This window comes from Rhizobium sp. Leaf262, assembly GCF_001422245.1.
Lineage (GTDB): Bacteria > Pseudomonadota > Alphaproteobacteria > Rhizobiales > Rhizobiaceae > Agrobacterium.
This window is the reverse complement of sequence record NZ_LMMM01000007.1, coordinates 97,842-123,050: the sequence shown is the minus strand read 5'-3', so window position 1 is coordinate 123,050 and position 25,209 is coordinate 97,842. Positions and strand designations below refer to the sequence as shown.

24 protein-coding genes are annotated in these 25,209 nt (G+C 57.6%); 14 read left to right on the top strand and 10 right to left on the bottom strand.

Translation table 11 applies throughout. The annotated features are described in order from the left end of the window. Positions 1 to 302: 302 nt before the first annotated feature. Genes ASF29_RS09575 through ASF29_RS09560 form a run of 4 tightly spaced genes read left to right on the top strand, consistent with a single transcriptional unit; the run spans position 303 to position 3,912 of the window. A complete protein-coding gene (locus tag ASF29_RS09575; protein ID WP_062450463.1) occupies positions 303 to 1,817 on the top strand; it encodes a CDP-glycerol glycerophosphotransferase family protein in 1,515 nt (504 codons plus the stop codon). Between the two features lie 10 nt (positions 1,818 to 1,827). Continuing rightward, positions 1,828 to 2,502, top strand: coding sequence for an HAD-IB family phosphatase (locus ASF29_RS09570; protein ID WP_062450462.1), 675 nt, complete (start codon positions 1,828 to 1,830; stop codon positions 2,500 to 2,502). After that, positions 2,478 to 3,143 (top strand): NTP transferase domain-containing protein, encoded by a 666-nt coding sequence (locus ASF29_RS09565; RefSeq protein ID WP_062450461.1) that lies wholly within the window; start codon positions 2,478 to 2,480, stop codon positions 3,141 to 3,143. The genes ASF29_RS09570 and ASF29_RS09565 overlap by 25 nt, the downstream gene beginning before the upstream one ends. Positions 3,144 to 3,177: 34 nt before the next feature. Next, a complete protein-coding gene (locus ASF29_RS09560; protein ID WP_062450460.1) occupies positions 3,178 to 3,912 on the top strand; it encodes a class I SAM-dependent methyltransferase in 735 nt (244 codons plus the stop codon). Positions 3,913 to 3,988: 76 nt separating this feature from the next. Here the strand turns inward: ASF29_RS09560 and cysN are convergent, their stop codons facing one another. From cysN to ASF29_RS09545, 3 genes are read right to left on the bottom strand one after another with little or no spacing between them, the layout of a single operon-like run. Beyond that, positions 3,989 to 5,464, bottom strand: coding sequence for a sulfate adenylyltransferase subunit CysN (cysN, locus tag ASF29_RS09555; protein ID WP_062450459.1), 1,476 nt, complete (start codon positions 5,462 to 5,464; stop codon positions 3,989 to 3,991). After that, positions 5,464 to 6,417 carry a sulfate adenylyltransferase subunit CysD gene (cysD, locus tag ASF29_RS09550; protein WP_062450458.1) on the bottom strand — a complete coding sequence of 318 codons (954 nt, stop codon included), beginning with the start codon at positions 6,415 to 6,417 and terminating at the stop codon, positions 5,464 to 5,466. Before cysD ends, cysN begins: the two co-directional genes overlap by 1 nt. A gap of 29 nt (positions 6,418 to 6,446) precedes the next feature. Further along, positions 6,447 to 7,214, bottom strand: a complete 768-nt coding sequence (locus ASF29_RS09545; RefSeq protein WP_062450457.1) for a phosphoadenylyl-sulfate reductase — start codon at positions 7,212 to 7,214, stop codon at positions 6,447 to 6,449. A 524-nt stretch (positions 7,215 to 7,738) separates the two neighbouring features. Here ASF29_RS09545 and ASF29_RS09540 point away from each other — a divergent pair. The 5 genes from ASF29_RS09540 (at position 7,739) to ASF29_RS23910 (ending at position 12,259) form a co-directional block, all read left to right on the top strand. After that, on the top strand, positions 7,739 to 8,764 hold the full coding sequence (locus ASF29_RS09540; RefSeq protein ID WP_062450456.1) for a sulfate ABC transporter substrate-binding protein: 1,026 nt from the start codon (positions 7,739 to 7,741) through the stop codon (positions 8,762 to 8,764). 136 nt (positions 8,765 to 8,900) lie between these two features. After that, complete coding sequence (gene cysT / locus ASF29_RS09535) at positions 8,901 to 9,758, top strand: sulfate ABC transporter permease subunit CysT (protein WP_062450455.1); 858 nt, start codon at positions 8,901 to 8,903, stop codon at positions 9,756 to 9,758. After that, positions 9,751 to 10,623, top strand: a complete 873-nt coding sequence (gene cysW, locus ASF29_RS09530) for a sulfate ABC transporter permease subunit CysW (protein WP_062450454.1) — start codon at positions 9,751 to 9,753, stop codon at positions 10,621 to 10,623. Before cysT ends, cysW begins: the two co-directional genes overlap by 8 nt. An 11-nt stretch (positions 10,624 to 10,634) precedes the next feature. Continuing rightward, a complete protein-coding gene (locus ASF29_RS09525) occupies positions 10,635 to 11,672 on the top strand; it encodes a sulfate/molybdate ABC transporter ATP-binding protein (RefSeq protein ID WP_062450576.1) in 1,038 nt (345 codons plus the stop codon). A 332-nt stretch (positions 11,673 to 12,004) separates the two neighbouring features. Next, on the top strand, positions 12,005 to 12,259 hold the full coding sequence (locus ASF29_RS23910; RefSeq protein ID WP_082453439.1) for a hypothetical protein: 255 nt from the start codon (positions 12,005 to 12,007) through the stop codon (positions 12,257 to 12,259). Between the two features lie 460 nt (positions 12,260 to 12,719). Here the strand turns inward: ASF29_RS23910 and ASF29_RS09505 are convergent, their stop codons facing one another. From ASF29_RS09505 to ASF29_RS09495, 3 genes are all read right to left on the bottom strand, one after another. Continuing rightward, the gene (locus tag ASF29_RS09505; RefSeq protein WP_062450451.1) at positions 12,720 to 13,724 is read right to left on the bottom strand and encodes an NAD(P)H-quinone oxidoreductase; all 1,005 of its coding nucleotides are present in this window, start codon (positions 13,722 to 13,724) and stop codon (positions 12,720 to 12,722) included. Between the two features lie 92 nt (positions 13,725 to 13,816). After that, positions 13,817 to 15,622, bottom strand: coding sequence for an EAL domain-containing protein (locus ASF29_RS09500; protein WP_062450450.1), 1,806 nt, complete (start codon positions 15,620 to 15,622; stop codon positions 13,817 to 13,819). A 161-nt stretch (positions 15,623 to 15,783) separates the two neighbouring features. Next, on the bottom strand, positions 15,784 to 16,023 hold the full coding sequence (locus ASF29_RS09495) for a type II toxin-antitoxin system ParD family antitoxin (RefSeq protein WP_062450574.1): 240 nt from the start codon (positions 16,021 to 16,023) through the stop codon (positions 15,784 to 15,786). Positions 16,024 to 16,335: 312 nt separating this feature from the next. On the opposite strand from ASF29_RS09495, the gene betI reads away from it, so the two are divergent. The 3 genes from betI to betA all read left to right on the top strand — a co-directional run bounded on the left by betI (position 16,336) and on the right by betA (position 20,447). Next, entirely contained in the window at positions 16,336 to 16,962 is a 627-nt protein-coding gene (gene betI, locus ASF29_RS09490; protein ID WP_062450449.1) for a transcriptional regulator BetI, read from the top strand. Between the two features lie 16 nt (positions 16,963 to 16,978). Then, positions 16,979 to 18,442, top strand: a complete 1,464-nt coding sequence (gene betB / locus ASF29_RS09485) for a betaine-aldehyde dehydrogenase (protein ID WP_062450573.1) — start codon at positions 16,979 to 16,981, stop codon at positions 18,440 to 18,442. A 352-nt stretch (positions 18,443 to 18,794) separates the two neighbouring features. Beyond that, positions 18,795 to 20,447 (top strand): choline dehydrogenase, encoded by a 1,653-nt coding sequence (gene betA, locus ASF29_RS09480; protein WP_062450448.1) that lies wholly within the window; start codon positions 18,795 to 18,797, stop codon positions 20,445 to 20,447. 3 nt (positions 20,448 to 20,450) lie between these two features. On the opposite strand, the gene ASF29_RS09475 is transcribed toward betA, so the two are convergent. Together ASF29_RS09475 and ASF29_RS09470 are read right to left on the bottom strand one after the other, a co-directional pair. After that, a complete protein-coding gene (locus ASF29_RS09475; RefSeq protein WP_062450447.1) occupies positions 20,451 to 20,750 on the bottom strand; it encodes a type II toxin-antitoxin system RelE/ParE family toxin in 300 nt (99 codons plus the stop codon). Then, entirely contained in the window at positions 20,747 to 21,031 is a 285-nt protein-coding gene (locus ASF29_RS09470; RefSeq protein ID WP_062450446.1) for a YlcI/YnfO family protein, read from the bottom strand. The genes ASF29_RS09475 and ASF29_RS09470 overlap by 4 nt, the downstream gene beginning before the upstream one ends. 150 nt (positions 21,032 to 21,181) lie before the next feature. On the opposite strand from ASF29_RS09470, the gene ASF29_RS09465 reads away from it, so the two are divergent. Next, the gene (locus ASF29_RS09465; RefSeq protein ID WP_062450572.1) at positions 21,182 to 22,534 is read left to right on the top strand and encodes a chloride channel protein; all 1,353 of its coding nucleotides are present in this window, start codon (positions 21,182 to 21,184) and stop codon (positions 22,532 to 22,534) included. Between the two features lie 2 nt (positions 22,535 to 22,536). Here the strand turns inward: ASF29_RS09465 and ASF29_RS09460 are convergent, their stop codons facing one another. Beyond that, the gene (locus ASF29_RS09460) at positions 22,537 to 23,316 is read right to left on the bottom strand and encodes a DUF3750 domain-containing protein (RefSeq protein ID WP_062450571.1); all 780 of its coding nucleotides are present in this window, start codon (positions 23,314 to 23,316) and stop codon (positions 22,537 to 22,539) included. A gap of 73 nt (positions 23,317 to 23,389) precedes the next feature. Between ASF29_RS09460 and ASF29_RS09455 the strand changes: the two genes are divergently transcribed. After that, positions 23,390 to 24,394, top strand: coding sequence for an asparaginase (locus tag ASF29_RS09455; RefSeq protein ID WP_062450445.1), 1,005 nt, complete (start codon positions 23,390 to 23,392; stop codon positions 24,392 to 24,394). Between the two features lie 2 nt (positions 24,395 to 24,396). On the opposite strand, the gene ASF29_RS09450 is transcribed toward ASF29_RS09455, so the two are convergent. Beyond that, positions 24,397 to 25,056 (bottom strand): glutathione S-transferase family protein, encoded by a 660-nt coding sequence (locus tag ASF29_RS09450; protein WP_062450444.1) that lies wholly within the window; start codon positions 25,054 to 25,056, stop codon positions 24,397 to 24,399. Positions 25,057 to 25,209: the final 153 nt, after the last annotated feature.

Genomic DNA, 25,209 nt, shown 5'->3' with positions numbered 1-25,209 from the left:
CTCCTAAAGGAACTTTGATGCCCAGGACGCGTTAGGTCCTCAGATCAAAAGGAGAATAAAATGCTAAAGGCAATGGTTTTGTGGGCAATGGGTGTGCCTCTGGTGGTGGTCGTCCTTATCTGGATGTTTTTCTTTTAGGCATCTCACGATAAACTTGAACGACGTAAAAGCGCTGGTGCAAACCGGCGCTTTTTATTTACGTGCTACATGCGCAGAGTCAGGTTGAGGAAAGCTTCTCTTCATAAGTCTGGAACCTGATTATGCCGCCCTGATTTCGCAGGCTGGCGCACGGGGACCTACTTATGTCTGATGCCGACTTGATGCCTCAATCGTTGACCGACGTTGCCGCGAGCCTTGATGCTTTGCGTGAGCAGATGGACGTCGTCAGCAAGCAGGTCGAGATGCAGGGCGAAATTCAGCTCGAAATCGCGAAGTTGTTGCAATCTCTGCATTCGAGTCAGCAGTCCATTCCCGAGCAAATCATCGGAGGTGTCGATGCCTGCCTGAAGGCCCGTGACGGCGATAAGCTGCCCGTGACCAAGGATGTCTTCTCTCAGCTTGATGCTCGTCTGTCACATCTCATGGTCGGGATGCACACCCTCAAGCAGGTCTCGAACCTGACGTTGCGGGAGATTAGGCCAACTGAACAGGTCGTCCGTGTGGTTTTCATCGTGCAGTCGATTCCCATGTGGGATGCTCTGGTGGGCGTATACCAGGCAATGGTGGATGACGAGCGTTTTCATCCCATGGTCGTTTCGATCAATCACAGCCAATTGGGTCGCGGTGAATTTACCGGCGAAATGGACGTTCATAAGGGTCTTGATCTTCAGGGGATTCCCCACCTGCGCATGAATGTTGCGCCTTATGACGCTCTCGATATCCTTCGCAGCCTGCAGCCAGACGTCGTTTTCAGGCAGCAGCAATGGGATGTGCCCGTGCCCGCCGGCCTCCGTACGAATGAGATTACCTTCGCACGTATCTGCGTTGTTCCCTATGGGATGGGCGTATTGGCAAATCCGGAAGCGAAGAACGAAGAGGAAGAGGCCTACGAGGCCAATTACGATCAGAACTATCATCGCATGGCGTGGCGGGTGTTTTGTGAGACCGAGCAAACCCAGACCTATTATCGTTCTTTCCAGCATTCTGATCCGGAGAAATTCATTCTCAGCGGCTACCCAAAGCTGGGCCGGCTGTTGGAGGAAAGGGGTCAAGGCGAGTGGCCATTAGCAGAGCCGAACGGTCGAACCTTTCGTGTCATCTGGGCGCCGCACCACTCGCTGGCCGTACACGGCGCCGGTTTCGGTGTCTTTCATGAAATGCATGCCGATATGCTGGAATGGGCCCGTTCGAGCCCTGATATCCAGTTTGTTTTCAAGCCGCATCCGGCGCTGGACTACTCTGCTCCGCGCAGCGGCGTGCTGACACAGCAGAGCTATAACGCGTTCCAGCAGTCATGGTCGGATTTGCCCAATTGCACAATCTGCCGAGGCGACTACGCCAAGCTCTTCGATGCATCTGATCTGATGTTGACCGATGGCGTCTCATTTCTGACCGAATACCATCTCTTCCGAAAGCCTTTGATTTTCATCGACTCCGGTGTTCATGCCGCCTTCAACGCGCTTGGACGTCTGGCCGAGCGTGCAGCGCATCGCGTCCACACATTCCAGCAGATGAAGCAGGCAGCGTTGGACTACAAGCAGGGCAAAACATGGCAGCTTGAGGAGGAGCGGGAAGAGTTGCTCAACGTCCTCCTGCCATCGCCGGTCCCGGCCACGCGCGTTATTCTCGATTCCATCTTCAACGGCATTCATACGTAAAGGTTGTCCTATGTATCGCCAGGCGACACACGCCCAGACGTTGACGTTTCAACGCAGTCCCGCCCTTCTCAAGGGTGAGGAGCTTCAAACGGCTTTTGCATTCGATCTCGACGGCACCATCACCCGCGCCGAACTTCTCCCGATGATTGCCTCGGAACTGGGTCTGGAAGCTGAGATGCGGCTTCTGACCGAACTGACGATGGCGGGAGCAATCCCCTTCGAAGATTCGTTTCGGCTGCGCTTTGCCATTTTGCGCAGCGCAGGGCTTGATCGCATCAGATCCATCGTGTCCCAGGTGGAATTCGACCCCTATATCGAAGAATTCATCCGCCAGAATGTCGAGCGCTGCTTTGTCGTCACCGGCAATCTGGACCTTTGGGTCCAGCCATTGATGGAGCGACTGCACTGCAAGTTCTACACCTCGACGGCGATCACCGATGCTAACGGCCAGATCACCGGCCTCGATACCGTCATGCGCAAAAACGTTGCCGGACTTGAGTTGAAGGAACGCTTCGACAGGCTGGTGTCCATCGGCGATGGCTTCAACGATATTCCGATTTTCGATGTCGCCGATATCGGTATCGCCTTTGCCGGTCTCCACAGCGCGCCTGATGCGCTGGTGTCGGTTTCAAACTATGTCGCGCTGGATGGGAAGTCCTTATGTCGCCTGTTAAACACGCTGTAATCGCAGCTGCCGGTCTCGGCTCTCGCCTGGGCCACGGCAAGCCGAAGTGCCTGGTGGAAGTCGAAGGGGTCAAGATTCTTCGCCACCTTCTGCATCTTCTCAGCGACGTCGAAGACGTCCGCGTCGTCGTCGGCTTTGAAGAAAAGGAAGTCATCAACGAAATCCGGAAAATCCGCCCGGATGTCATGGTCGTGCGCAATCCCGGTTTCCGCGCAACGACAACGCTTCACAGCTACGAGCTGGGTGCGCGCCACATCAAGGGCGATTGCCTTTTCATGGATGGCGACATGCTGATCGAGGAGGCAAGCTTCAAGGCCTTTCTCGCATCCTGCACACCCAACACGCCACGTCTGGCGATTACCAAGACCAAGACGCGGGACGCGGTGTTCACCACGGTCGAGAATGGAATTGCCACCAGTTTCCGACGTGATGATCCTACCGAATACGAGTGGGCGAATATCTCCTGGCTGCCGAACGCGTTTTTCTCGGAAATCGGCAACACGGCGGTCTACGAGCAACTTCGCCAGTTTCTGCCGATGGCGACGCAGGAATTGATCGCTTACGAAATCGACAGCGAGCAGGATTTGTTGCTGGCCAAGGAAAACCTTCACCTTTTCAGCCTCCACGCCCTCGCGGGTTAATGGGCGTGATAGTCGAGCACGAGAGCGGGATCGCATGAGCAGAATTTACGACACGAAAGAAACCATTGACGGCAGGCAGGTTCAGACTTTCTTCAATTCGCGTGCGAAGAAAGAGCCGAATGCCATCGATGCGGTGATGCTGCAATCCGCTGGCTCTACTCTTGCCACGGATCGCGACAAGTTCGAGCGTGAAAACCTGCTGCCGCAGCTCGACAAGTCCGGAAAAGTGGTCGAGCTCGGCTGCGGTGCTGGCAGGCTGGCGTCATTTTACAGCAATGCAGGCCATCAATATCTCGGCCTCGATTTCTCCGACGAATTGATCGCGCGCGCGAATGCGGACGCTGCCGGAAACGGGTCCGTCCACTTTCAGGTTGCCGAAGTCCCCTATGTGAAAATAGAAGAGCTGAAGCTCGATCCGCCTTTCGACATGCTCGTCGTCACTGGTCTGATGATCTACCTCAACGATGAAGCGGTGCTCGACTCGTTCAAGCTGCTGGCAAAGCTGGCAGCGCCGAAGGCCAAGATCTATGTCCGCGAATCCCTCTCCGACATGGATATTCGTCTGACGCTGAAAGAGCATTTCTCGGATGAACTGGATGACGTTTACAACGCCATTTACAGAACCACCGCAGAATTGAAGGCCGTCATCGATGAGACGCTCATCGCAGGCGGCTTCCGCTACGATGTCTGCGGCGAATATGCCTTCCCGTCTGCCTTGCGCAACCGCACGGAAACCACCCAGCGCTATTTCACGCTGACGCGCGACTAAACGTCGTTCGCTTCCCAGGCATGAAAAAAGGCGCCGGTTTTGACCGGCGCCTTTTCGTTTGAGCATTCGTCAGATGTCAATCCAGCTCGTTCAGCACGCGGGACGCAGTCGCTGCACTTGTGCGGCGCAGTTCGATTTCGTCTCTTCGGCTGGAAAGCAGCTCGCTGGCCAGCAGGGCTTCTGCGAGATCGGCGGGCAGGGAGATGACGACGCGTTCGCCCTGCGAAATCTTGCCCGTGTCACTGCGCTTGCCCAGGATCATGCCGCCGGCCACCGTGTTGTTGGTGTCGGGGTCGATCAGGATGAACGAGCCGGTCGAACGGTTCTGGTCATAGGGATCGAAGATCGCCGTTTCATCGAAGGACAGGCGCACCTTGCCGATGGCATTCATGGCCAGCGTGTCTGCATGTGGCAGCCACTGGCCGTTCTTCAGGTCCAGCTGTGTCGTTGGCTGAACGCTGACGCGCTGGCGGCGGCTGCCGCTTTTCAGCCAGTAGCGTTTCGCAGGCTCGATGCCACCCGGCTGAAGCGCCACGATCTGGGCGTCGAAGGCATGGCCGGTCTGCGGCTGGGCTTCGATGGAGACGATCATATCGCCGCGCGACACATCCACCTGACGGTCGAGGACGAGCGTGATGGCATCGCCTGCAACGGCAGCATTGCGAAGCAGATCGAAAGTCACGATCTGCTTGACGTTGGCCACCATGCCCGACGGCAGGATGACGACGCTGTCGCCCGGCTTGACGGAGCCGCCAGCCACCGTGCCCTGATAGCCACGAAAACTTTCGCCGGGACGGGACACGCGCTGAACGGGCAGGCGGAAGCCGCCGGTCTGCGTGGTGCGAACGGTTGCCAGTTCCAGCGTTTCGGCCAGCGTCGGGCCCTCATACCACGGCATGGATGGTTTGCCGGAGAGAACGACGTTCTCACCCTTCAGCGCCGACATAGGGATGGACGTGATCTGCTTGATGCCAAGCGAAAGCGCAAATTCGCGGAAGTCGTGGGCAATCAGCTCGAAACCGGCCTTGTCGTAATTGGTCAGGTCGATCTTGTTGACGGCCAGAACGAATTGGCGAATGCCCATCAAGGCGGCAATCGTTGCATGACGGCGGGTCTGTTCGAGAATGCCGGTGCGCGCATCCACCAGCAGCACGGCGAGATCGGCAGTCGATGCGCCGGTTGCCATATTGCGGGTATACTGCTCATGGCCGGGCGTATCGGCAACGATAAAGGCGCGCTTGTCGGTGGCGAAATAACGATAGGCGACATCGATGGTGATGCCCTGTTCGCGCTCTGCCTGAAGACCGTCCAGCAGCAGGGCGAAATCGGGCAGGCCGAGATCGTTCTGCTTGCCGCTGTCGCGGTGAAGCGTGGCGGCCTGATCTTCCTTCACCGCCTTGGTGTCCCAAAGCAGGCGGCCGATCAGTGTGGATTTGCCGTCATCGACGCTGCCGCAGGTGATGAGACGCAGCGGGCGCGTGTCGCGCACGGCCCTTGCGGGCTCGACGAAAGGCAGAATGGTGGCGGATTGTGCGTTTGCGTTCTGTGTCATCAGAAATAGCCCTCGCGCTTTTTCTTTTCCATGGAGCCGGACTGGTCGCGGTCGATTGCGCGGCCCTGTCGCTCGGAGACGGTGGCGATTTCTAGCTCGGAGATGACCTCATCCAGCGTCGTTGCCTGCGAATGGATCGCACCCGTCAGCGGGAAGCAGCCCAGCGTGCGGAAGCGGATCATACCGTGCTGGACCTCTTCGCCCGGCTGCAGTTCCAGACGCTCGTCTTCGGCCAGGATCATCATACCGTCGCGTTCGACATAGGGGCGCTCAGCGGCGTAATAGAGCGGCACGAGCGGAATGTTTTCGGCCTGAATGTAACGCCAGATATCGACTTCGGTCCAGTTGGACAGCGGGAAGGCGCGAACGCTTTCGCCCTGACGAACCATGCCGTTATAGATGTTCCACAATTCCGGGCGCTGGTTGCGCGGGTCCCACTTGTGATCGGGCGTGCGGAAGGAGTAGATGCGCTCCTTGGCGCGGCTGGCTTCCTCATCGCGGCGTGCACCACCAAACGCGGCGTCGAATTTGCCGGCGTCGAGTGCCTGACGCAGGGCTTCCGTCTTCATGATGTCTGTGTAGAGCGCCGAACCGTGGGTGAACGGCGTTACGTTTTCGCTCGCGCCACGCGGATTGGTGTAGGAAATGAGGTCGAGATCGTATTCCTTGACGATATTGTCGCGAAACTCGATCATCTCCTTGAATTTCCACCCCGTATTGACGTGGAGAAGCGGGAAGGGAATACGACCCGGGAAGAAGGCCTTGCGCGCAAGATGCAGCAGCACGGACGAATCCTTGCCGATGGAATAGAGCATCACCGGATTGTCGAATTCCGCCGCGACCTCGCGGAAAATGTGGATCGCTTCGTTTTCAAGGGCTTTCAGATGGGGATCAAGCGGCTGCTTTGGTGTGCTGACACTTTTGCTTTCCGTTTCCGGAACTGCATTGGACATTGTAAACTCCGGCACTGTTCTGATTGTCATTATCGTTGTGAAGCGGTGGGCAGGGGAGAGGCTGACGCTGCCTCGGCCACATGCAGACCGCACTCGCGCTTTTCGTCATTTTCCCACCACCATCGACCGGCGCGTTCTGGTTCGCCGGGCTTGATGGCGCGGGTACACGGCTCGCAGCCGATAGAAGGGTACCCGCGGGCATGAAGGGGGTTGATGGGAATGTTTTCCGACGAAACATGCGCCTTGATCACATCGATATCCCAATCCGCAAGCGGATTGATCTTGATCAGATTGCGCTCGGCGTCGAATTCGGCAAAGGGCGTGGTTGCCCTGTTGCCTGACTGGCCACGACGAAGGCCAGTAATCCAGAAACTTGCACCATCCAGCGCTTTGGCTAGCGACACCAGCTTACGTACGTGACAGCAGGCATGGCGGGCCTCGACGCTGTCATAAAAACCATTCAGACCATATTTCGCAGCATAAGCGTCGATATCATCCTGCTCGGGATAAAAGCGCTTGATGGTGATGTCGTAGCGTTCTTCCGTCTCGCCGATCAGATTGACGGTTTCGGCAAACAGGCGACCGGTCTCAAGCGTTGCAACCTCGATGAGCAGACGATGCGTGCCGATGGAAGCGGTGATGACCTGATCCTCGATCCCCAGGCTGGTGGTGAAAACCGCACGCCCGCCGACGCCTGCTATGAAGGACAGGCGACCCGCAAGATCCAGCTTGGCGAGTGTGTCATCAAGTGATGCGACATCTTGGTGGGAAAGCGTATGCGACGTGCTGAGGGTCATTCCACTGGGTTCCGAACTCTACTGCTCGAAATATCCCTGAAATCGTGCCGGTTGGACAGGAATGGCTATGCTTGTCTGAGCATCGCAAGAGCAAATATCTCTCGCTCGCGCAGCATATGCGCAAAAGACTCCCAAAGACGCAAATCTAGGCCATTTTCCCGCGGGCATAAAAATCAGATTTGCAAGGAAATGCAAGAGCAATCGCGATATTTTCTGTAATTTTTGTAGACAATAGCGTCGGCGCGCGATTTTGGTCTGGCCGTTCGCCGTGTTAGACTTCGGAATAACATTTCCGTCACGGCAATTTTTATAAATTTCGAGGCGGAAATGCGGTAAAAATGCGAACTGGTTTTGCGCGTCGCTTGCATATCCACAAATTCCTGTTGCGTGTTTTGCGCGAGAGGCTGCGTGTTTATTGTCGTGCAGTCGAGCGGAAGGGAAACACTTTTGCAATCGCTCCAAGCCCGATTGACCGGAATGATCGAACAAGTAGTGTTAGGCGCAGAGCATCTAGGAGGGTAACGATGTCCAAATTTCTTTCCAGTCTGAGCGCAATTGCGCTGAGCCTGTCATTCACTCTGGGTGCAGTCGCAACGGCTTCGGCAGACACGAAACTTCTCAACGTCTCATACGATCCGACCCGCGAACTCTACAAAGACTTCAACGAAGCCTTTGCCAAGAAGTGGAAAGCCGACACGGGTGAAGACGTCACCATTCAGCAGTCGCATGGCGGCTCCGGCAAGCAGGCCCGCTCGGTGATCGATGGTCTCGAGGCCGATGTGGTCACGCTGGCACTTCAGAGCGATATCGACGCCATCGTCAAGAACAGCGGCAAGATCAAGGAAGACTGGCGCACCCGCCTTCCGCACAATTCTTCGCCTTATACCTCGACAATCGTCTTCCTCGTCCGCAAGGGCAACCCCAAGGGCATCCATAACTGGGGTGATCTGGTCAAGGGCGATATCCAGATCGTAACGCCGAACCCGAAGACATCGGGCGGTGCGCGCTGGAACTATCTGGCCGCATGGGCCTGGGCCAACGAGGAGTACAAGGGCGATCAGGAAAAGATCAAGGCTTACGTCGGTGAACTCTACAAGCGCGCTCCGGTGCTTGATACGGGTGCACGCGGCTCCACCGTCACCTTCGCACAGCGCCAGATCGGTGACGTGTTGCTGGCCTGGGAAAATGAAGCCTATCTGGCCGGTGAAGAGTTCGGCAAGGACGCCTTCGATATCGTCGTTCCGCCCATCTCCATCCTCGCAGAACCACCGGTTGCCGTTGTCGACGCTAACGTCGATGCCAAGGGCACCCGCAAGCAGGCCGAAGCCTATCTTCAGTATCTCTATTCGGACGAAGGCCAGAACATCGCGGCCAAGCACTTCTACCGCCCGTCCAATCCCTCCGTTGTCTCCAAGGATCTGCTCAAGCAACTGCCCAACATCAAGCTCGTCACCATCGACGATCCGCAGTTCGGTGGTTGGGCCAAGGCACAGCCGGAACATTTCGGTGATGGCGGCATCTTCGACCAGATTTACAAGCCCGCAAAGTAAGCGGATGATGTAACACGCCGAACGGGTCCCGAAATCGGGCTCTGTTCGGATCGGAGACAAGATCGACCGGCCACAAGCCGGTCGATGGCGCATAAGAGGGCGGCTGACGATGGCCCCCGTTTTACCCGGAGCCTTGATGAGCAATACCCCATCGCCCGCGAAGTGGAAGTGGCGTCAGTCGAGCGTCTTGCCTGGATTCGGCCTGACGCTGGGTTACACCATCACCTACCTCTTTCTCATAATTCTCATTCCGTTGGCCGGTCTGGTCTGGTCCACCGCGAAACTCGGCTTTGCGGATTTCTTTGCGATTGCGACCGACAGCAGAACGCTCAACGCTTTGCGTGTCAGCTTCGGCACCGCCTTCATTGCCGCTTTCGTCAATGCCATCTTCGGTGTGCTCATTGCCTGGGTTCTGGTGCGTTACCGGTTTCCGGGCCGCCGTTTCGTGGACGCCATCGTCGATCTGCCCTTTGCCTTGCCTACGGCGGTTGCCGGTATTGCGCTGACCGCGCTCTATTCCAATCGCGGCTGGGTCGGTGCGCTGTTCGAGCCCTTCGGCATCAAGATCGCGTTTACGCCGACCGGCATCGTCATTGCGCTCATCTTCATCGGCCTGCCTTTCGTGGTTCGCACGGTGCAGCCGGTCATGGAAGAAATCGACCGTCAGGTCGAAGAGGTTGCCGCAACGCTTGGCGCAAACCGTTTCCAGACCATAACCCGCATTTTGCTGCCGGGGCTGCTGCCCGCCATTCTCACCGGGTTTGCACTGGCTTTTGCCCGTGGCGTTGGGGAATATGGTTCTGTCATCTTCATCGCTGGCAACATTCCCTATGTCTCGGAAATCGCGCCGCTTCTGATCGTCATCCGGTTGGAAGAATTCAACTATGCCGCAGCCACCGGCATTGCCACGATCATGCTGATCATTTCCTTCTCCATGCTTTTCATCATCAATCTCATTCAGGCGTGGAGCCGCAAGAGGTACGGTTATGCCTGATCAAGCGCAGACGAATCATCCCCGACCGTTCCGCGATCCGGCCAGCGAGGCCCTGCCTGCAAAGCTGGTGCTGTTTGCACTCGCCTTCCTGTTTCTCGCGCTGTTTCTCGTGTTGCCGTTGGTGGCGGTGTTCGTGGAAGCGTTCCGCAAGGGTGCCGAGTCCTTCTGGGAAGCCATCGTAGAGCAGGATGCGCTTTCGGCCATCCGACTGACGCTGCTGGTTGCCGCCATCTCGGTTCCACTCAATGTCATCTTCGGCGTGGCAGCGGCGTGGGCCATCGCCAAGTTCGAGTTCAAGGGCAAGGCGTTCCTCATCACGCTGATCGACCTGCCGTTTTCCATCTCGCCGGTCATATCGGGCCTCGTCTATGTCATCCTGTTTTCATCGCACAGCGTGCTCGGCCCCTGGCTGAAAAGCTATGGCATCGAAATTCTCTTTGCGGTGCCCGGTATCGTGCTGGCCACCATTTTCGTGACCTTCCCCTTCGTCGCGCGCGAATTGATCCCGCTGATGCAGGATCAGGGCACGGGCGACGAGGAGGCGGCGATTTCGCTGGGCGCATCCGGCTGGCAGACCTTCTGGTTCGTGACGCTGCCCAATATCAAATGGGGACTGCTCTACGGCGTGCTGCTCTGCAACGCCCGCGCCATGGGCGAGTTCGGTGCCGTCTCGGTGGTCTCGGGCCATATCCGCGGCGAAACCAACACCATGCCGCTGCATGTCGAAATCCTCTACAATGAGTATAATATCGGCGCGGCCTTTGCGGTGGCGACATTGCTGGCTGGTCTGGCGCTGGTCACGCTCATTCTCAAAACCATTCTTGAAATACGCTTTGGCGCGGGCAACGCCGCCGGCAAGCATTGAAGGGCATGTCCATGGACGTCAAAGTTTCCAACATCACCAAGCAGTTCGACCGTTTTCCGGCACTGGACAATGTCTCTCTCAACATCCGTTCCGGTGAATTGATCGCACTGCTCGGCCCGTCCGGCTCCGGCAAGACGACGCTTCTGCGTCTGATCGCCGGTCTGGAGCAGCCAACGCAGGGACAAATCTTCTTCGGTGATGAAGATGCGTCCCATCGCTCGGTACAGGAGCGCAATGTCGGCTTCGTCTTCCAGCATTACGCCCTGTTCCGCCACATGACGGTGGCTGACAATATCGGCTTCGGCCTGAAAGTCCGCCCATCCTCCAGCCGTCCACCGAAAGCGGAAATCCGCAAGCGCGTCTCGGATCTTCTGGATATGGTCCACCTTCAGGGACTGGAAAAGCGTTATCCCAACCAGCTCTCCGGCGGTCAGCGTCAGCGCGTGGCGCTCGCCCGTGCCGTTGCCATCGAGCCGCGCGTGCTGCTACTGGACGAACCCTTCGGCGCGCTGGATGCCAAGGTGCGCAAGGAACTGCGTCGCTGGCTGCGCGAATTCCACGACCGCACCGGCCACACCACCGTTTTCGTCACACATGATCAGGAAGAAGCACTGGAACTGGCCGACCGCGTGGTCGTGATGAGCCAGGGCAAGATCGAGCAGGTCGGCACGGCGGACGATGTCTATGACACGCCCAACTCGCCCTTCGTATTCTCCTTCATCGGCGAATCCTCGAACCTGCCGGTGGCGATCCGTGATGGCCATGTGCTGTTTCAGGGAGAAAGCATCGGTATCAGAGAAGCCAATGATGGCGAGGGCGATCTGTTCTTCCGCCCCGAAGACGTGGTGCTGACGACCGATAAGGATGCACTTTACGGCAAGGTCACCACCTGTCGCCGTCTGGCCGGTACGCGCATTGCCGAAATCGATATCGCCAACAACGGACATGAGCCGTACCACCTCGAAATTGAGGTCCCTTTGGACGCAACCGTCGCCGTGGGCAATGATGTGCGTTTCCGCCCGACCCGCTGGAAAGTTTTCCGCAAGTAGCAAAAGCGGGCAAAGGAAAAGGGCCGCTTGCGGCGGCCCTTCCATGAGTTTGGTCGTTGTTTCAGACCCGAAACGTTTTACAACGTTCGAAGGGAAGGCGGATCAGGCCGAGGGCTGCCTCGTCAAAATCAAATCCTTTCCATTGCCTGCGACGAAGACCGAAATCTCATTAGACATTGGATCACCTTCCTTTCACTACGTTGAACATAAGAAGAAGGTAATACGATTCGCGGGGATTGCAAGGGGCCGATATCCCTTAGCGCATATTTACAATAAAGCGTAAATTACGTATTTTGCGTAATAGTTTGATTTCCATCCGAGGAGGCCTCGTTATGGCCCGTGTATTACAGGTTCCTGCAACAGCTTTTTCCCGTAGCTTCGGAAAATATAGGGATGAGGTCCACAATGTTGGCGTTATCGAAGTCACGTCGCACGACCGAGTCGTGGGTGCCTACATTAGCGCCAAAGAACTTGAGCATTTCAACGAGCTTAAAAAGCGCGAACGACATGTCATCCGCGTAGAGGATGCCGACGATGAATTGATCGATGCAATCAAACAAGCTCGATGGGGCGAAGTATCCGAGTGATCTATCCCGTTCCGACCCAAGGTCTCGTCGTTCGTTATAATTATCTATGGCACAAAGATTACATTGAAGGTCTAACCGACAGCGGAAAAGACAGGCCGTGCGCGCTCGTTCTGTACTCCTCGAAAAAAGGACATGCGGTCGTCGTACCCATAACTCACTCTCCACCCGAACTGGGTGAGGAGGATATGTCGATCATAATTCCACCCGGTATTTGCAAGCTGATAGGTCTAGACGAGCACGTAAACTGGGTGCGTGTCAACGAACTCAATATGTTCGATTGGCCTGGAAATCATCTCCGTCCTCGCCCAGATGACCCCTCGCGTTTTGACTATGGCATGATGCCAAAAGACTTTTTTGAACAAGTGCGAGACCGGCTTGTAGATTTGATGACACAGCGGCGTGTGGTTCAGACGAAACGATAAGGCAAACAACAAACCTCACACGCCGCTTAGATAGTCTACTATCCAGCAACCCGCATCACGATCTTCCCAATATGACCGCTGCTTTCCATCAGCCTATGTCCCTTTGCCACATGGGCGAAATCGATGACATCGTGAATGACGGGGGCAACCTTGCCTGTTTCCAGCAAGGGCCAGACTTGCTCCACCAGCTCGTCGCGGATGGCGCGCTTCTCGTCGGCGGTGCGGGGGCGCATGGTGGAACCGGTAACGGTCAGTCGTTTGACCATGATGGGGCGCAGATCGACCTTTTCGGCAATGTTGCCGCCGAGGAAGGCGATGATCGACAGACAGCCGTCCTTGGCCAGGGAGCTGAGGTTTTTCTCGAAATAGGACGCGCCGATCATGTCGAGAATGACATCGACGCCCTTGCCGCCGGTCGCCTCTTTGATGACGGCGGCAAAATCCTCTTCACGGTAGTTGATTGCCCGCTTGGCGCCGAGCTTTTCGCAGGCGTCGCATTTTTCCTTTGAGCCCGCCGTGGTGTAGACCTCTGCGCCAAAGGCCTTGGCGAGCTGAATGGCGGTTGTGCCAATGCCGCTGGTGCCGCCGTGGATCAGCACGCTTTCGCCCTCCATCAGTCCGGCCATCTGGAAAAGATTGGCCCAGACGGTGAAAAAGGTCTCCGGCACGGCTGCGGCTTTCACCGCGTCATAGCCCTTGGGGAACGGCAGGGCCTGACCGGCAGGCAGCACGCAATATTCCGCATAGCCGCCGCCATTTGCCAGTCCGCAAACGTGATCACCGACGCGGAATTCGGTCACGCCGTCGCCGATTGCGACGACTTCACCCGCGACTTCCAGCCCCAGTACAGGGCTCGCATCCTTTGGTGCGGGATAATTGCCCTGGCGCTGCGCCACGTCGGGACGGTTGATGCCGGCGGCCTCTACCTTCACAAGAATTTCGCCTGCTTTGGGCGAGGGGAGTGGCCCGGTTGCAAACGTCATCACCTCTGGTCCGCCGAAGCTGGGCAGATCGACATATCGCATGGTCGTGGGCAAAGTCATGGCAGGCCTCCGTTCGATTCATAAGCGGTGAACCTAAGCGAGATGCCGCCCTGATGGAAGGAGACGTTTTGCCGCGAGGCGTTATCGTCGTATCAGACGGCCTCTCCATAGCTGCACACCACAAGGCCGGAATCGCTCTCTTTCGCAGCCTTCTTGATGGCAGCGATCTCGCTGCCGATCCGCTCGGGATTGCCGATGATGAGCCCCTTGGGCAGTTGCAGCACACCGATGGAGCAGCGTAGCAAGCCAAATTCCCGCTCGTTGCCAAAACGGTCGTGACCGGTGATGACGCCCGCCGCCCGGTCTTCATCAGAATAAAGCCCGACGACATCGTCGTGAAAGTCACTCAGCAGCCGTTCGAGAATTTCCGTCATCTCGTCCTTTGTCCAGTCACAGACGCCGATGAAGAAGTCGTCGCCGCCGATATGACCGAGGAAACAGTCGCCGGAGAAGAAATAACGCTTCATCAACGCCGAAAACAGCGAGATGGCGTGGTCACCGACATGGAAACCGTATTTGTCGTTGAATGGTTTGAAGTTGTCGAAATCGCAGTAGCAGAAGAAACGGTTGTCATCGCTGTCGCTGCAACTAACGTCGATGAAATTGCTGATGGCGCGGTTGCCAGGCAAGGCCGTCAGCGGGTTCTGCTCCTGCGCCAGCTTCAACTGCTTTTCATTGATGACCTTGATCAGAGACGCTGCCGAAACGACACCGATATAGCGCATGTTTTCTGTCAGGATGACACAGGCGCTGCCGCCGGTATTGGCAAAAACATTCATCAACTGGTCGGCATCGGCATCCAGCCCCACGATAGGCGCGCCATCGACGAAGTGCGAGATCGTGCGCTCATAGACCTTGTTTTTCAGTAGGTCGCGGCCAAAGGGCTGGTAGATATATTCTTTCAGGTGGTGCTCGTTGATGACGCCGCGCGGCTCGCCATTGGCATTGAGAACCGGAAAGAAGGCCTGCGCCGGATTGCGGCGAAACAACTCGAACACGCTATCGATGGTGTCGTTTTCATAGACGGTCGGTAGCCGCTCGATCTGGCGTCGAATGAGAATTTCGTCCAGCGTCTGGCTGCTGCGGCGCACCTCTCCCAAATGCTGGAGATGCGGGAAGGAGGGTTGCAACTCGCTGACGAAGGTGGTGGGGCGCGAGATGAACCAGCCCTGCACCAGATCAACGCCATGCTCCCGGCAGGCCAGAAACTCCGCTTCTGTTTCGATGCCTTCGGCGATAACGCGCACACCCAGCACATGGGCAATGTTGACGATATTCTTCACCAGATGCCGCTTGCGCGGATTGCGGTCCACGCCGTCGATAAAATAGCGGTCGATCTTCAGGTAATCGACAGGATAGTCGCACAGCAGCTTCATCTCGCCATGGCCGACGCCGAAATCGTCGATGGCAAGTTTGAAGCCTTCCTTGCGCATACGGGCAATCAACGCGCTGAATTCCGGCACGCTGGTATTGTCGAAGCGTTCCGAGAGTTCAAAGCAGATGGAGGAGGGCGGTATGGACGCCTTGCCGAGATGTTCCAGCAGCTTGTCGAGAATGTGATCGCCATGCGGGATCAGGCGCACATCGAGATTGAGGAACAGCGTTGCAGACTGAAATTCCGGCAAGGTGGAAAACTTGGCAAGCGCACGCCCCGCCAGCATCTGCTCCACCGTCACCAACTGGCCGTCTGCTTCGATCTGGTCGAGAAGGTCGAGCGGGCTGGAAAACCCGATCCGATCAAAACCGCGCATCAGCGATTCATAACCGAAAACCGTGCCGGTGGTGGCTTCGACAATGGGTTGAAACGCCGTTTCCAGCACGAGTTTTGCCATCGACGCCATCTGCCCTGTGGCAAAACGCCTTATGACGTCAGGGTCGATCGCCGTCGACATCGTCATTCTCATTTTCTCCCCGCGCCCGTCAGTCGTGCAGGCACTTTTTCATAGGGAGGATGGCGCGGAGTTATCAACAAAAGCTTTCCGGCAGATGAAGCTTTGTTGAAGTTTTTATGACAAAGCAGCGACAGGCTAAAACAGCATGACTGAAAGCACTTAGCGGATCAGCCGTGGCGCTTCAGCGCGTGCGCTGCATAGAGTTCCGCTACGTTCAGATGTTCATTGGCGTTAAAGGCAGATGCGGACCCGGCACGACCGGCATTGTCACTCTTGCCCGCAGTTTCTACCCACAGCCTGAGTGCGGCGCGGATGACTTCGCTGCCAGATGCATATTGACCGCACTCGACGGCCTCGCGCATCTTCGCTGCCTGTTCCGGGGAAATGGATACGGTAACCATCGGCATCATGTCTCTCCCTGTTGATCAGTTCGCCTCGGGGGTCACCCTCTGGTCGAACCGTCATGGCCGTTTTGATGTTCTCCCACCGGCCAATCGTGAGTGAACTTGGGTATGAGGTATATTAGCACATAAACAGGTGCACCGGAAGAAACGGCCAACCGGCACTTCCGTTCCCAGCGAAACGTTTATTTTGCGGGCGACACGAAACTGCGGTGTCTTTGCTCATCTCCAAACAGTCGAGGCGGCGCCGGACGTGCTGAAATTTATTATTGATTGATCAGTCAATCAATAATAAATTGGCCGCAAAGGAGAAGGCTCATGCCGAAACTTGGAATGGAACCGGTGCGCAAAAAAGCGCTGATGGATGCCGCCCTGCGCACGATCGGTCAGCAGGGGTCGCTGAATGTGACCATGTCCGAAATCGCCCGCGAGGCAGGGGTCTCCACGGCGCTTGCTCATCATTATTTTGGCAGCAAGCAGCAGTTGTTGCTGGAAACGATCCGCAGCCTGCTGCGGGCTTTGCGGCGCGACGCCATTGCGGCACTCAGCCAGGCATCGGGTCCGCGCGCGCGGTTGAGCGCCATCGTGCGGGTTTCCTTTCAAAGTGACCAGTTCACCAACGAGACGGTTGCCGCATGGCTGGCCTTTTATGTGGAGGCGCAGCGCTCCGAAGAAATGCGGCGTCTGCTGGTGATCTACACCCGCCGCCTGCGTTCCAACATCATGGACAGCCTCAATCGGCTGTGCCCGCCGGATGACGCAGCGCGCATTGCCGAAGGGGCGGCAGCGTTGATCGACGGGCTCTATATCCGCCACAGCCTTCAGGCCGCACCGCTCGGCCTTTCCGCCGCGCCTGCGCTGGTGGAGAATTATTTCGACACGCAGCTCAAACCCTTTTCCGACGCGCCTTCTCTGGAAGGCAAGCCGTCCATTCGCATTCTTTGAGGACCTTTAGATGACATTGAAAGCCCAGCCAAAAGCCTCCCATTTCATCAATGGCGATTACGTCGAGGATACTGAAGGCACGGTCTTCGAAAGCATCTATCCGGCCACCGGTGAAGTCGTTGCAAGGCTGCACGCCGCCACGCCTGCAATCGTGGAGCGCGCCATTGCTTCCGCCAAGAAGGCGCAGAAGGAATGGGCAGCGATGAGCCCCACAGCGCGCGGTCGCATTCTTCGTCGCGCCGCCGATCTCATCCGCGAGCGCAACCGCGCGCTTTCGGAGCTGGAAACGCTGGATACGGGCAAACCCATTCAGGAAACCATCGTGGCCGATTCCACCTCCGGCGCGGACGCTTTCGAATTCTTCGGCGGCATTGCGCCCTCGGCCCTGAACGGTGATTACATTCCGCTCGGCGGCGATTTTGCTTACACCAAACGCGTGCCGCTGGGAGTTTGCGTGGGTATCGGGGCGTGGAACTATCCGCAGCAGATCGCCTGCTGGAAGGCTGCTCCTGCGCTGGTCGCGGGCAACGCCATGGTTTTCAAACCTTCGGAAAACACGCCGCTCGGTGCCTTGAAGATCGCCGAAATTCTGGTGGAGGCCGGGCTTCCCAAGGGTCTCTTTAACGTTATTCAGGGCGACCGCACGACTGGCCCGCTGCTGGTAGAACACCCGGATGTGGCCAAGGTCTCGCTCACCGGCTCCGTGCCGACAGGCCGCAAGGTGGCCGCTGCCGCTGCCGGTCATCTGAAACACGTCACCATGGAACTCGGCGGCAAGTCTCCGCTGATCGTCTTTGATGATGCCGATATCGAAAGTGCTGTCGGCGGGGCGATGCTGGGCAATTTCTACTCCTCCGGCCAGGTCTGCTCCAACGGCACCCGCGTTTTCGTCCAGCGCGGCGCAAAGCAGCGTTTCCTCGACAATCTCAAAGCCCGCACCGATGCGATGGTGATCGGCGATCCCATGGATGAGGCAACCCAGATCGGCCCGCTGGTCTCCAAGGCGCAGCAGGCGAGGGTTCTGGCCTATATCGAGAAGGGCAAAGCCGAAGGCGCGACCCTCATCACGGGCGGCGGTATTCCCAACCACGTTGCGGGTGAGGGCGCCTATGTGCAACCGACCGTGTTTGCCGACGTGACCGATGGCATGACCATCGCCCGCGAGGAAATCTTTGGGCCGGTCATGTGCGTGCTGGACTTCGACCACGAGGACGAAGTCATCGCCCGCGCCAATGCCACCGAATTCGGCCTCGCAGGCGGCGTTTTCACCGCAGATATCAACCGCGCGCACCGCGTGGTGGACCAGCTGGAGGCGGGGACGCTGTGGATCAACACCTATAATTTGTGCCCGGTGGAGATGCCGTTTGGTGGGTCGAAACAGTCCGGGTTCGGGCGGGAGAATTCAGCGGCGGCGCTTAACCACTATAGCGAGTTGAAGACGGTTTATGTGGCGACGGGGAAGGTGGATGCGCCTTACTAATCCGTGCGCTCCCCTGCTAAGGGAGTATCGGGATCAGTGGCTCATCCTCGTCCTTCGAGGCCCGTTTCACGGGCGCCTCAGGATGAGGATGAGAGCACGCGTTTCGCCCTCCGGCATTCCACAGCAACGCATGTTTTCAACCAGACAATGCAACGTCGCTCCACCTCATTTTTCGAGGCTCGTTTCACGGGCACCTCAGGATGAGGATGAGAGTAGGCGTCTCGGCCTCAGGCACCCTTCAGCAGCGCACGTTCGTAAACGAAATAAATGCACAACCTCTCTCCACCTCATCCTGAGGTGCCCGTGAAACGGGCCTCGAAGGACGAGGTGGCCACAGCAAAGAGCAACCACAATGCAACAAGCAGATTTCGTCATCGTCGGTTCGGGTTCCGCAGGCTCTGCCATGGCCTATCGCCTGTCGGAAGACGGTAAATATTCCGTCATCGTCATCGAGGCAGGTGGTTCCGATTTCGGTCCCTTCATCCAGATGCCTGCCGCCCTTGCGTGGCCGATGAGCATGAAGCGCTACAATTGGGGCTACCACTCAGAGCCGGAGCCGAACCTCAACAATCGCCGTATCACCGCGCCACGCGGCAAGGTCATTGGCGGGTCGTCTTCCATCAATGGGCTCGTTTACGTTCGCGGCCATGCGGAGGATTTCAATCGGTGGGAAGAGCTTGGCGCGCATGGCTGGGCCTACGCGGATGTGCTGCCCTATTACAAGCGCATGGAAACCAGCCATGGCGGCGAGGAGGGCTGGCGCGGCACGGACGGGCCGCTGCATGTTCAGCGCGGACCGGTGACGAACCCGCTGTTCCACGCTTTCGTCAAGGCCGGTTCACAGGCAGGTTTCGAGCTGACAGATGACTATAACGGCTCCAAGCAGGAAGGCTTCGGCCTGATGGAACAGACCATTCATAACGGTCGCCGCTGGTCTGCCGCCAATGCCTATCTTCGCCCCGCGCTGAAACGACCGAACGTCTCTCTGGTGCAGGGCTTCGCGCGCAAGATCGTCATCGAAAACGGCCGCGCCATGGGTGTCGAGATCGAGCGCCGGGGCGGGGTGGAGATCATCCGCGCCAACCGTGAGGTTATCGTCTCGGCCTCATCCTTCAACTCCCCCAAGCTGTTGATGCTCTCGGGCATCGGTCCCGCCCAGCATTTGGCCGCCATGGGCATCGAGGTCATCGCTGACCGCCCCGGCGTCGGGGCCAATCTTCAGGACCATATGGAATTCTATTTCCAGCAGGTTTCTACCAAGCCAGTGTCGCTTTATTCGTGGTTGCCCTGGTTCTGGCAGGGTGTAGCCGGTGCGCAATGGCTGGTGACGAAGGGCGGGCTGGGTGCTTCCAACCAGTTCGAGGCCTGCGCCTTTCTGCGGTCTGAACCGGGCCTCAAACAACCGGATATCCAGTTCCATTTCCTGCCCGTCGCCATTTCCTATGATGGCAAGGCGGCAGCGAAAAGCCATGGGTTTCAAGTCCATGTCGGCTTCAACCTGTCGAAGTCGCGCGGCAATGTCACGCTACGCTCCTCCGATCCGAAGGACGATCCTGTCATCCGTTTCAACTATATGAGCCACGCCGAAGACTGGGAAAAGTTCCGCCATTGCGTGCGCCTGACTCGGGAAATCTTCAGTCAGAAAGCTTTTGACGATTATCGCGGCCCCGAGATACAGCCGGGCGAGGGCATTCAATCGGATGAAGACATCAACGCATTCCTGCGCGAACACCTGGAAAGCGCCTATCACCCCTGCGGCACCTGCAAAATGGGCGACCGCAGCGACCCGATGGCGGTGGTCGATCCTGAATGCCGCGTCATCGGCGTGGAAGGACTGCGTGTCGCAGATAGCTCGATCTTCCCGCACGTCACCTACGGCAACCTCAACGGCCCCTCGATCATGACGGGAGAAAAGGCATCGGACCATATTCTGGGCAGACAGCCACTGCCGCGTTCCAATCAGGAGCCCTGGGTCAACCCGCGCGCGGCGGTGAGTGATCGATAGAGATCAGTGGTAATCGTCTTCGCGCTGGTGGCGGATGGCGAGGATGGAGACGGTTTCTGCGTCCTCGATTTCGATAAGGGCAATATAGCCTGATGAGCCAAAAGGTATCAAAAGTTCTCTGCGTCGTCCGTTGTCGCCAGCGATTTTGCGTGTCGCAAAAGGGAATTCCTTGAGGTTCTCTATCGTGCCGATGATTTTATCGAGGGCTTTTTCTGCCGTCGGGAAATCCTTTTCCAGAAGAAATTGATAGAGCCGCGTAATGTCGCCTCTGGCGGAAATCGTATATCGAAGATTGAAACTCAACGGCCAAGCTCTGCCTTTTTAGCCGCAAGCATTGCCCGCAGCTCCGCATGAACTTCATCTGCTGAATAATAAATTCCCGTCCGTTGTGATTCTTCCAACGACGCAATCCCACGCGCGATAAACTCCGCCTGCGATTTGCGAATTTCCACCTGCTTGCGAACGGCTTCTTCCATGAATGCGGAAAGCGTTTCGCCGTCCTTCAAAACGCTTTCCGCCTTGTCGCGAAATTCCGGCTCAACGCGTAGAGAAGGCAGTGTGGCAGTTTTTAAGGGTCGGCTCATAGACAATCTCCGCATTGCAATTGCGATGCGCAATCCTGCTCCTTTTCTGACCAATTGTCAAAAGACGCGGTTGAAATCGATGCCGCGCGGGTCGATAACGGGGGTCTCCTGACACATGTCAAATTCCCACCTCAAAATGTCTGGATCATCATGCCTGCCAAGTCCAAAAAGCTGAAAATGCTGCGTCGTACCCGTGTCGTGTGGGGATCGTGGCGTATCTGGAAACCGCGTGCCGTCTTCTGGCTCGGTGCACTGGCCGTCGGTGTCGTCAGTGTCGTGTTTGCCATATTGGCGGATCATGCCCAGCATCTCTTTTCAGCGGCAGTCTCGTCCGGGCAATATAGCTATCTGCTGCCGCTGGTGATCAGCCCTTTGGGCTTCATGCTCTGTGCGTGGCTTGCATTTTCCTATTTTCCCAATGCGCAAGGCAGCGGCATACCGCAGGCCATTGCGGCTCGCCACTTCCATGATGACGAGGATCGATCCCGCCTGCTGTCGCTGAAGCTGGCCTTCGGCAAGATCGTGCTGACGATCGCGGGCCTGCTCTCCGGGGCGTCGATTGGCCGTGAGGGGCCGACCGTCCAGGTGGGCGCGTCAATCATGCTTCAGGCCGCGCGCTGGGGCGGCATGGCGCAGGCGAGGGGCCTTATCTTGGCGGGTTCTGCGGCGGGCATCGCGGCGGCTTTTAACACACCTTTGGCCGGTATCGTCTTTGCCATCGAGGAGATGGGCAAAGCCTATGAAACCCGCACCAACGGTATCGTGCTGACAGCCGTCATTCTGGCCGGTCTGTCATCGATTGGGCTTGTGGGTAGCTACAATTATTTCGGCACCAGCGCCGTGATGGCGACCACTGCAATCGATTGGCTGCTTGTGTTAATCTGCGGTCTCGTTGGCGGCGTGCTGGGTGCGCTGTTCAGTTCCACAGCCGTAAAAATCATGGCGCGCATTCGCCGCTGGAGCCATGTGATGCCGCTGAAACGGCTGTTGATCGTGGCCGCAATTTGCGGTCTCTTGTCTGCCATTATCGGCATCGTCTCTGGTGGTACGACCTACGGCACGGGTTACGAACAGGCCCGCGCCGCCATTGAAGGACACGCCGCTCCCGCCATTTTCTTTATCGAAAAACTGCTGGCGACCTTCATGGCGATGCTGTCTGGCATACCGGGCGGCTTTTTCGCACCGTCGCTCTCGGTCGGCACCGCACTCGGCAGCACGGTGGCGGATATGATTGGTGCCAGCATTGGCCTTGGTGCCATCCTCGGCATGGCGGGATATTTCTCCGGCGTGACGCAGGCACCGATGACGACCTTCGTCATCATTCTGGAAATGACGGGAAATCACCGCTGCATGATCCCCATCATGGCCGCTTCGATGCTGGGCTATCTCACCTCGCGCATCATCATGCCGGAGCAGTTCTATCATGGCATGGCGCGGGTATTTATCGCCAACGTCATCCGTACACGGCGCGCGACACACCCGCCGGAACATGGAAGTGCTTGAGTTCAAGCGCTGGTCGGCTGTCTCTGTGGCGCAGGCTCGAAGGAATTGACGCCGAAATAACCCAGCCCCGGGATCTTGATGCCGGGGTTCATGACGTCGATACCAGCGACCAGCCCGAAAACATTGATTTCCAGCCCACTGCGCTGGCCCGCGGACACGCCGAAGAAGCCGCCGAGCGACAGGCTGATGTCCCTCCAGTCATCGGCGACATGAATGAATTTGCCATTGGGCAGATAGTCCCGACCCACAGCATCCGGCGGCAGCACCACGCCAAGTTCCGGAACGCTGCGAAGCACATGGGCCACGAAGGTGTTGGAGTTGGGGCCGGGATAGATGCGGTAGCCGCCTGCCTTGCCATAGGGATAATCGGCAATGGCTTTCTGCATTTTGGGGATAAGCCGTTCGGCCTCTTCGCCGTGTAGCTCCACTACAAGGCGCGGCATGTTGGAGTACCAATAGGCATCCGGCGCATAGGCGTTGCGGCGAATAGGCGTACCCCAGCCAACCTTGTCGTAGCGCTCGTAACTGTTCGCATTCTTTTCCTTCATCACGATCCAGGCATGACTGGCAATCGAACCTTTGAAGCCGCCGGTCATTGCGGAATAGACGTAGATCGCAGCAGGCTTGTCTGCGGGTGCCTCGGGCAGAATGCCTGCCGATGACCAGCGGGCGTTGCGATACCCGGTGGGATGATCCTTCATGGCCCAAAGGCCGGCGGACGCCAGCGCAGGAAGAAGAAAGATGAGGAAAAAGGCAAGCAGCATCCGTTTGGCGACTTTCAACGACGGGTCCTCGTGCATCGATCAAAGAAGTCCGATAAAATGATCTCAATTCCGTATTTTTTGAGGCCGACCCATGCACAACCCCGTTACCGTCGAAGTCACCAGAGGACATCTCGTTGAAAGCCGCCATCGCGGTATGGCCGTGGTGATTGATGGTGATGGCGATGTCCTGTTTTCGGCAGGCGATATCGAAGGTGGCGTGTTCCCGCGCTCCGCCTGCAAGGCCATGCAGGCGCTGCCGCTGGTGGAAAGCGGTGCTGCGGATGCCTATGGTTTTGGCAATCGCGAACTGGCTTTCGCCTGTGCGTCCCATTCGGGTGAAGATGCCCATGTTGCGCTTGCCGCAGCCCTGCTGGCCAAGGCGGGCAGAGATGTCGAGACGCTGGAATGTGGAGCGCACTGGTCGCTGGATCAGAAAAGCCTCATCCACCAAGCTCGCACGATGGACAAGCCAACGGCGCTGCACAACAACTGCTCCGGCAAGCATTCCGGCTTTGTTTGCGCCTGTGTTCATACGGGCACCGACCCGAAGGGCTATGTCGGTTATGACCACCCGCTGCAGCAGGACATCCGCGCTACCATGGAGGGCCTGACTGGCACGGCGCTTGGCCATGATAATTGCGGCACAGACGGCTGCTCCATTCCCAATTATGCCGTACCGCTAAAAAATCTGGCGCATGGCTTTGCGAAAATGGCGACGGGGCAGGGGCTTGAGGCAGGTCGGGCCAAAGCATCCCGCCGCCTGATCGATGCCTGCATGGCCGAGCCCTTTTACGTGGCGGGAACGGGCCGCACCTGCACCCGGCTCATGGAGATCGATCCGGGCCGCATCTTCGCCAAGACCGGTGCGGAAGGCGTATTCGTCGCTGCCCTGCCGGAAAGAGGCATCGCAATGGCGGTGAAATGTGAAGACGGCACCACACGCGCCGCGGAAGCCATGATCGCAGCGCTACTGGCGCGCTATGTCGAAAAGGACAGCCCGCAGCAAAGCGCGCTGTCTGGCATGGCAAACCGCTCCATGAAGAACTGGAACGGCATCCATGTCGGCGATATCAGGGTAACAGGCATCCTGAACTGAAGTCAGGCCGCCTCGTTGTCCCGCGCAGCCCACATGGCCTTGAAGGCCGGGCGGGACTGGCACCGTTCCAGCCACGCCTTGACCGACGGGTTGGCATCGAACAGCGGCGTATGGGCCTGAGCGTATCTCACCACTTCGGCGGCGTTCAGGTCGGCCACGCTGAAGCGGTTGCCCACCAGGTAATCGGCACCGGAAAGATGCTGATCGAGAACCTTGAAGGGTCTGCGCAACATTCGCGCCGCCACGTCTATCACCGCCTGTCCGGCATCGCTGGAGGCAAGACCTTCCGCCACGGTGGAGGAAATCTTCAATGCGTTGGTTTCGATTTCCGTTGCCGCGAAGAAAGACCATTGCATCATATGCGCGTCTTCGGCCAGATCTGCCGGTGCCAGCGAGGTGCCGTGCTTGCGCGCCAGATAAAGGTTGATGGCCATGGATTCGTAGAGAAACATGCCGTCGTCATCGATACAGGGAATGGTGCCCATCGGGTTGACGGCCAGATAGGAGGGCGTCAGCGTGTTGATCTTGGCGTCCGCCGCAAGTGGGTCGGCCAGCCGTCTGGCCTGAATGACAGGCACATGCTTGTATTTTAGCCCCAGTTCGCCAGCCAGCCAAAGCGTGCGCGTGGCACGCGATCGATAAACCCCGTAAATCGTCAGCATAAAAACCCCCTTCGTAAGTCGACGTGCAACCTATGGCCGTTGCCCGGAAAACGAAAGACGAATGTTGAGGCGCGTTTTATTTTTTGATAACCTAAAGCATCTATAGATTGCATTCCGGGTTGATTCAATTTATCAGCTATATTGTCGAATTAT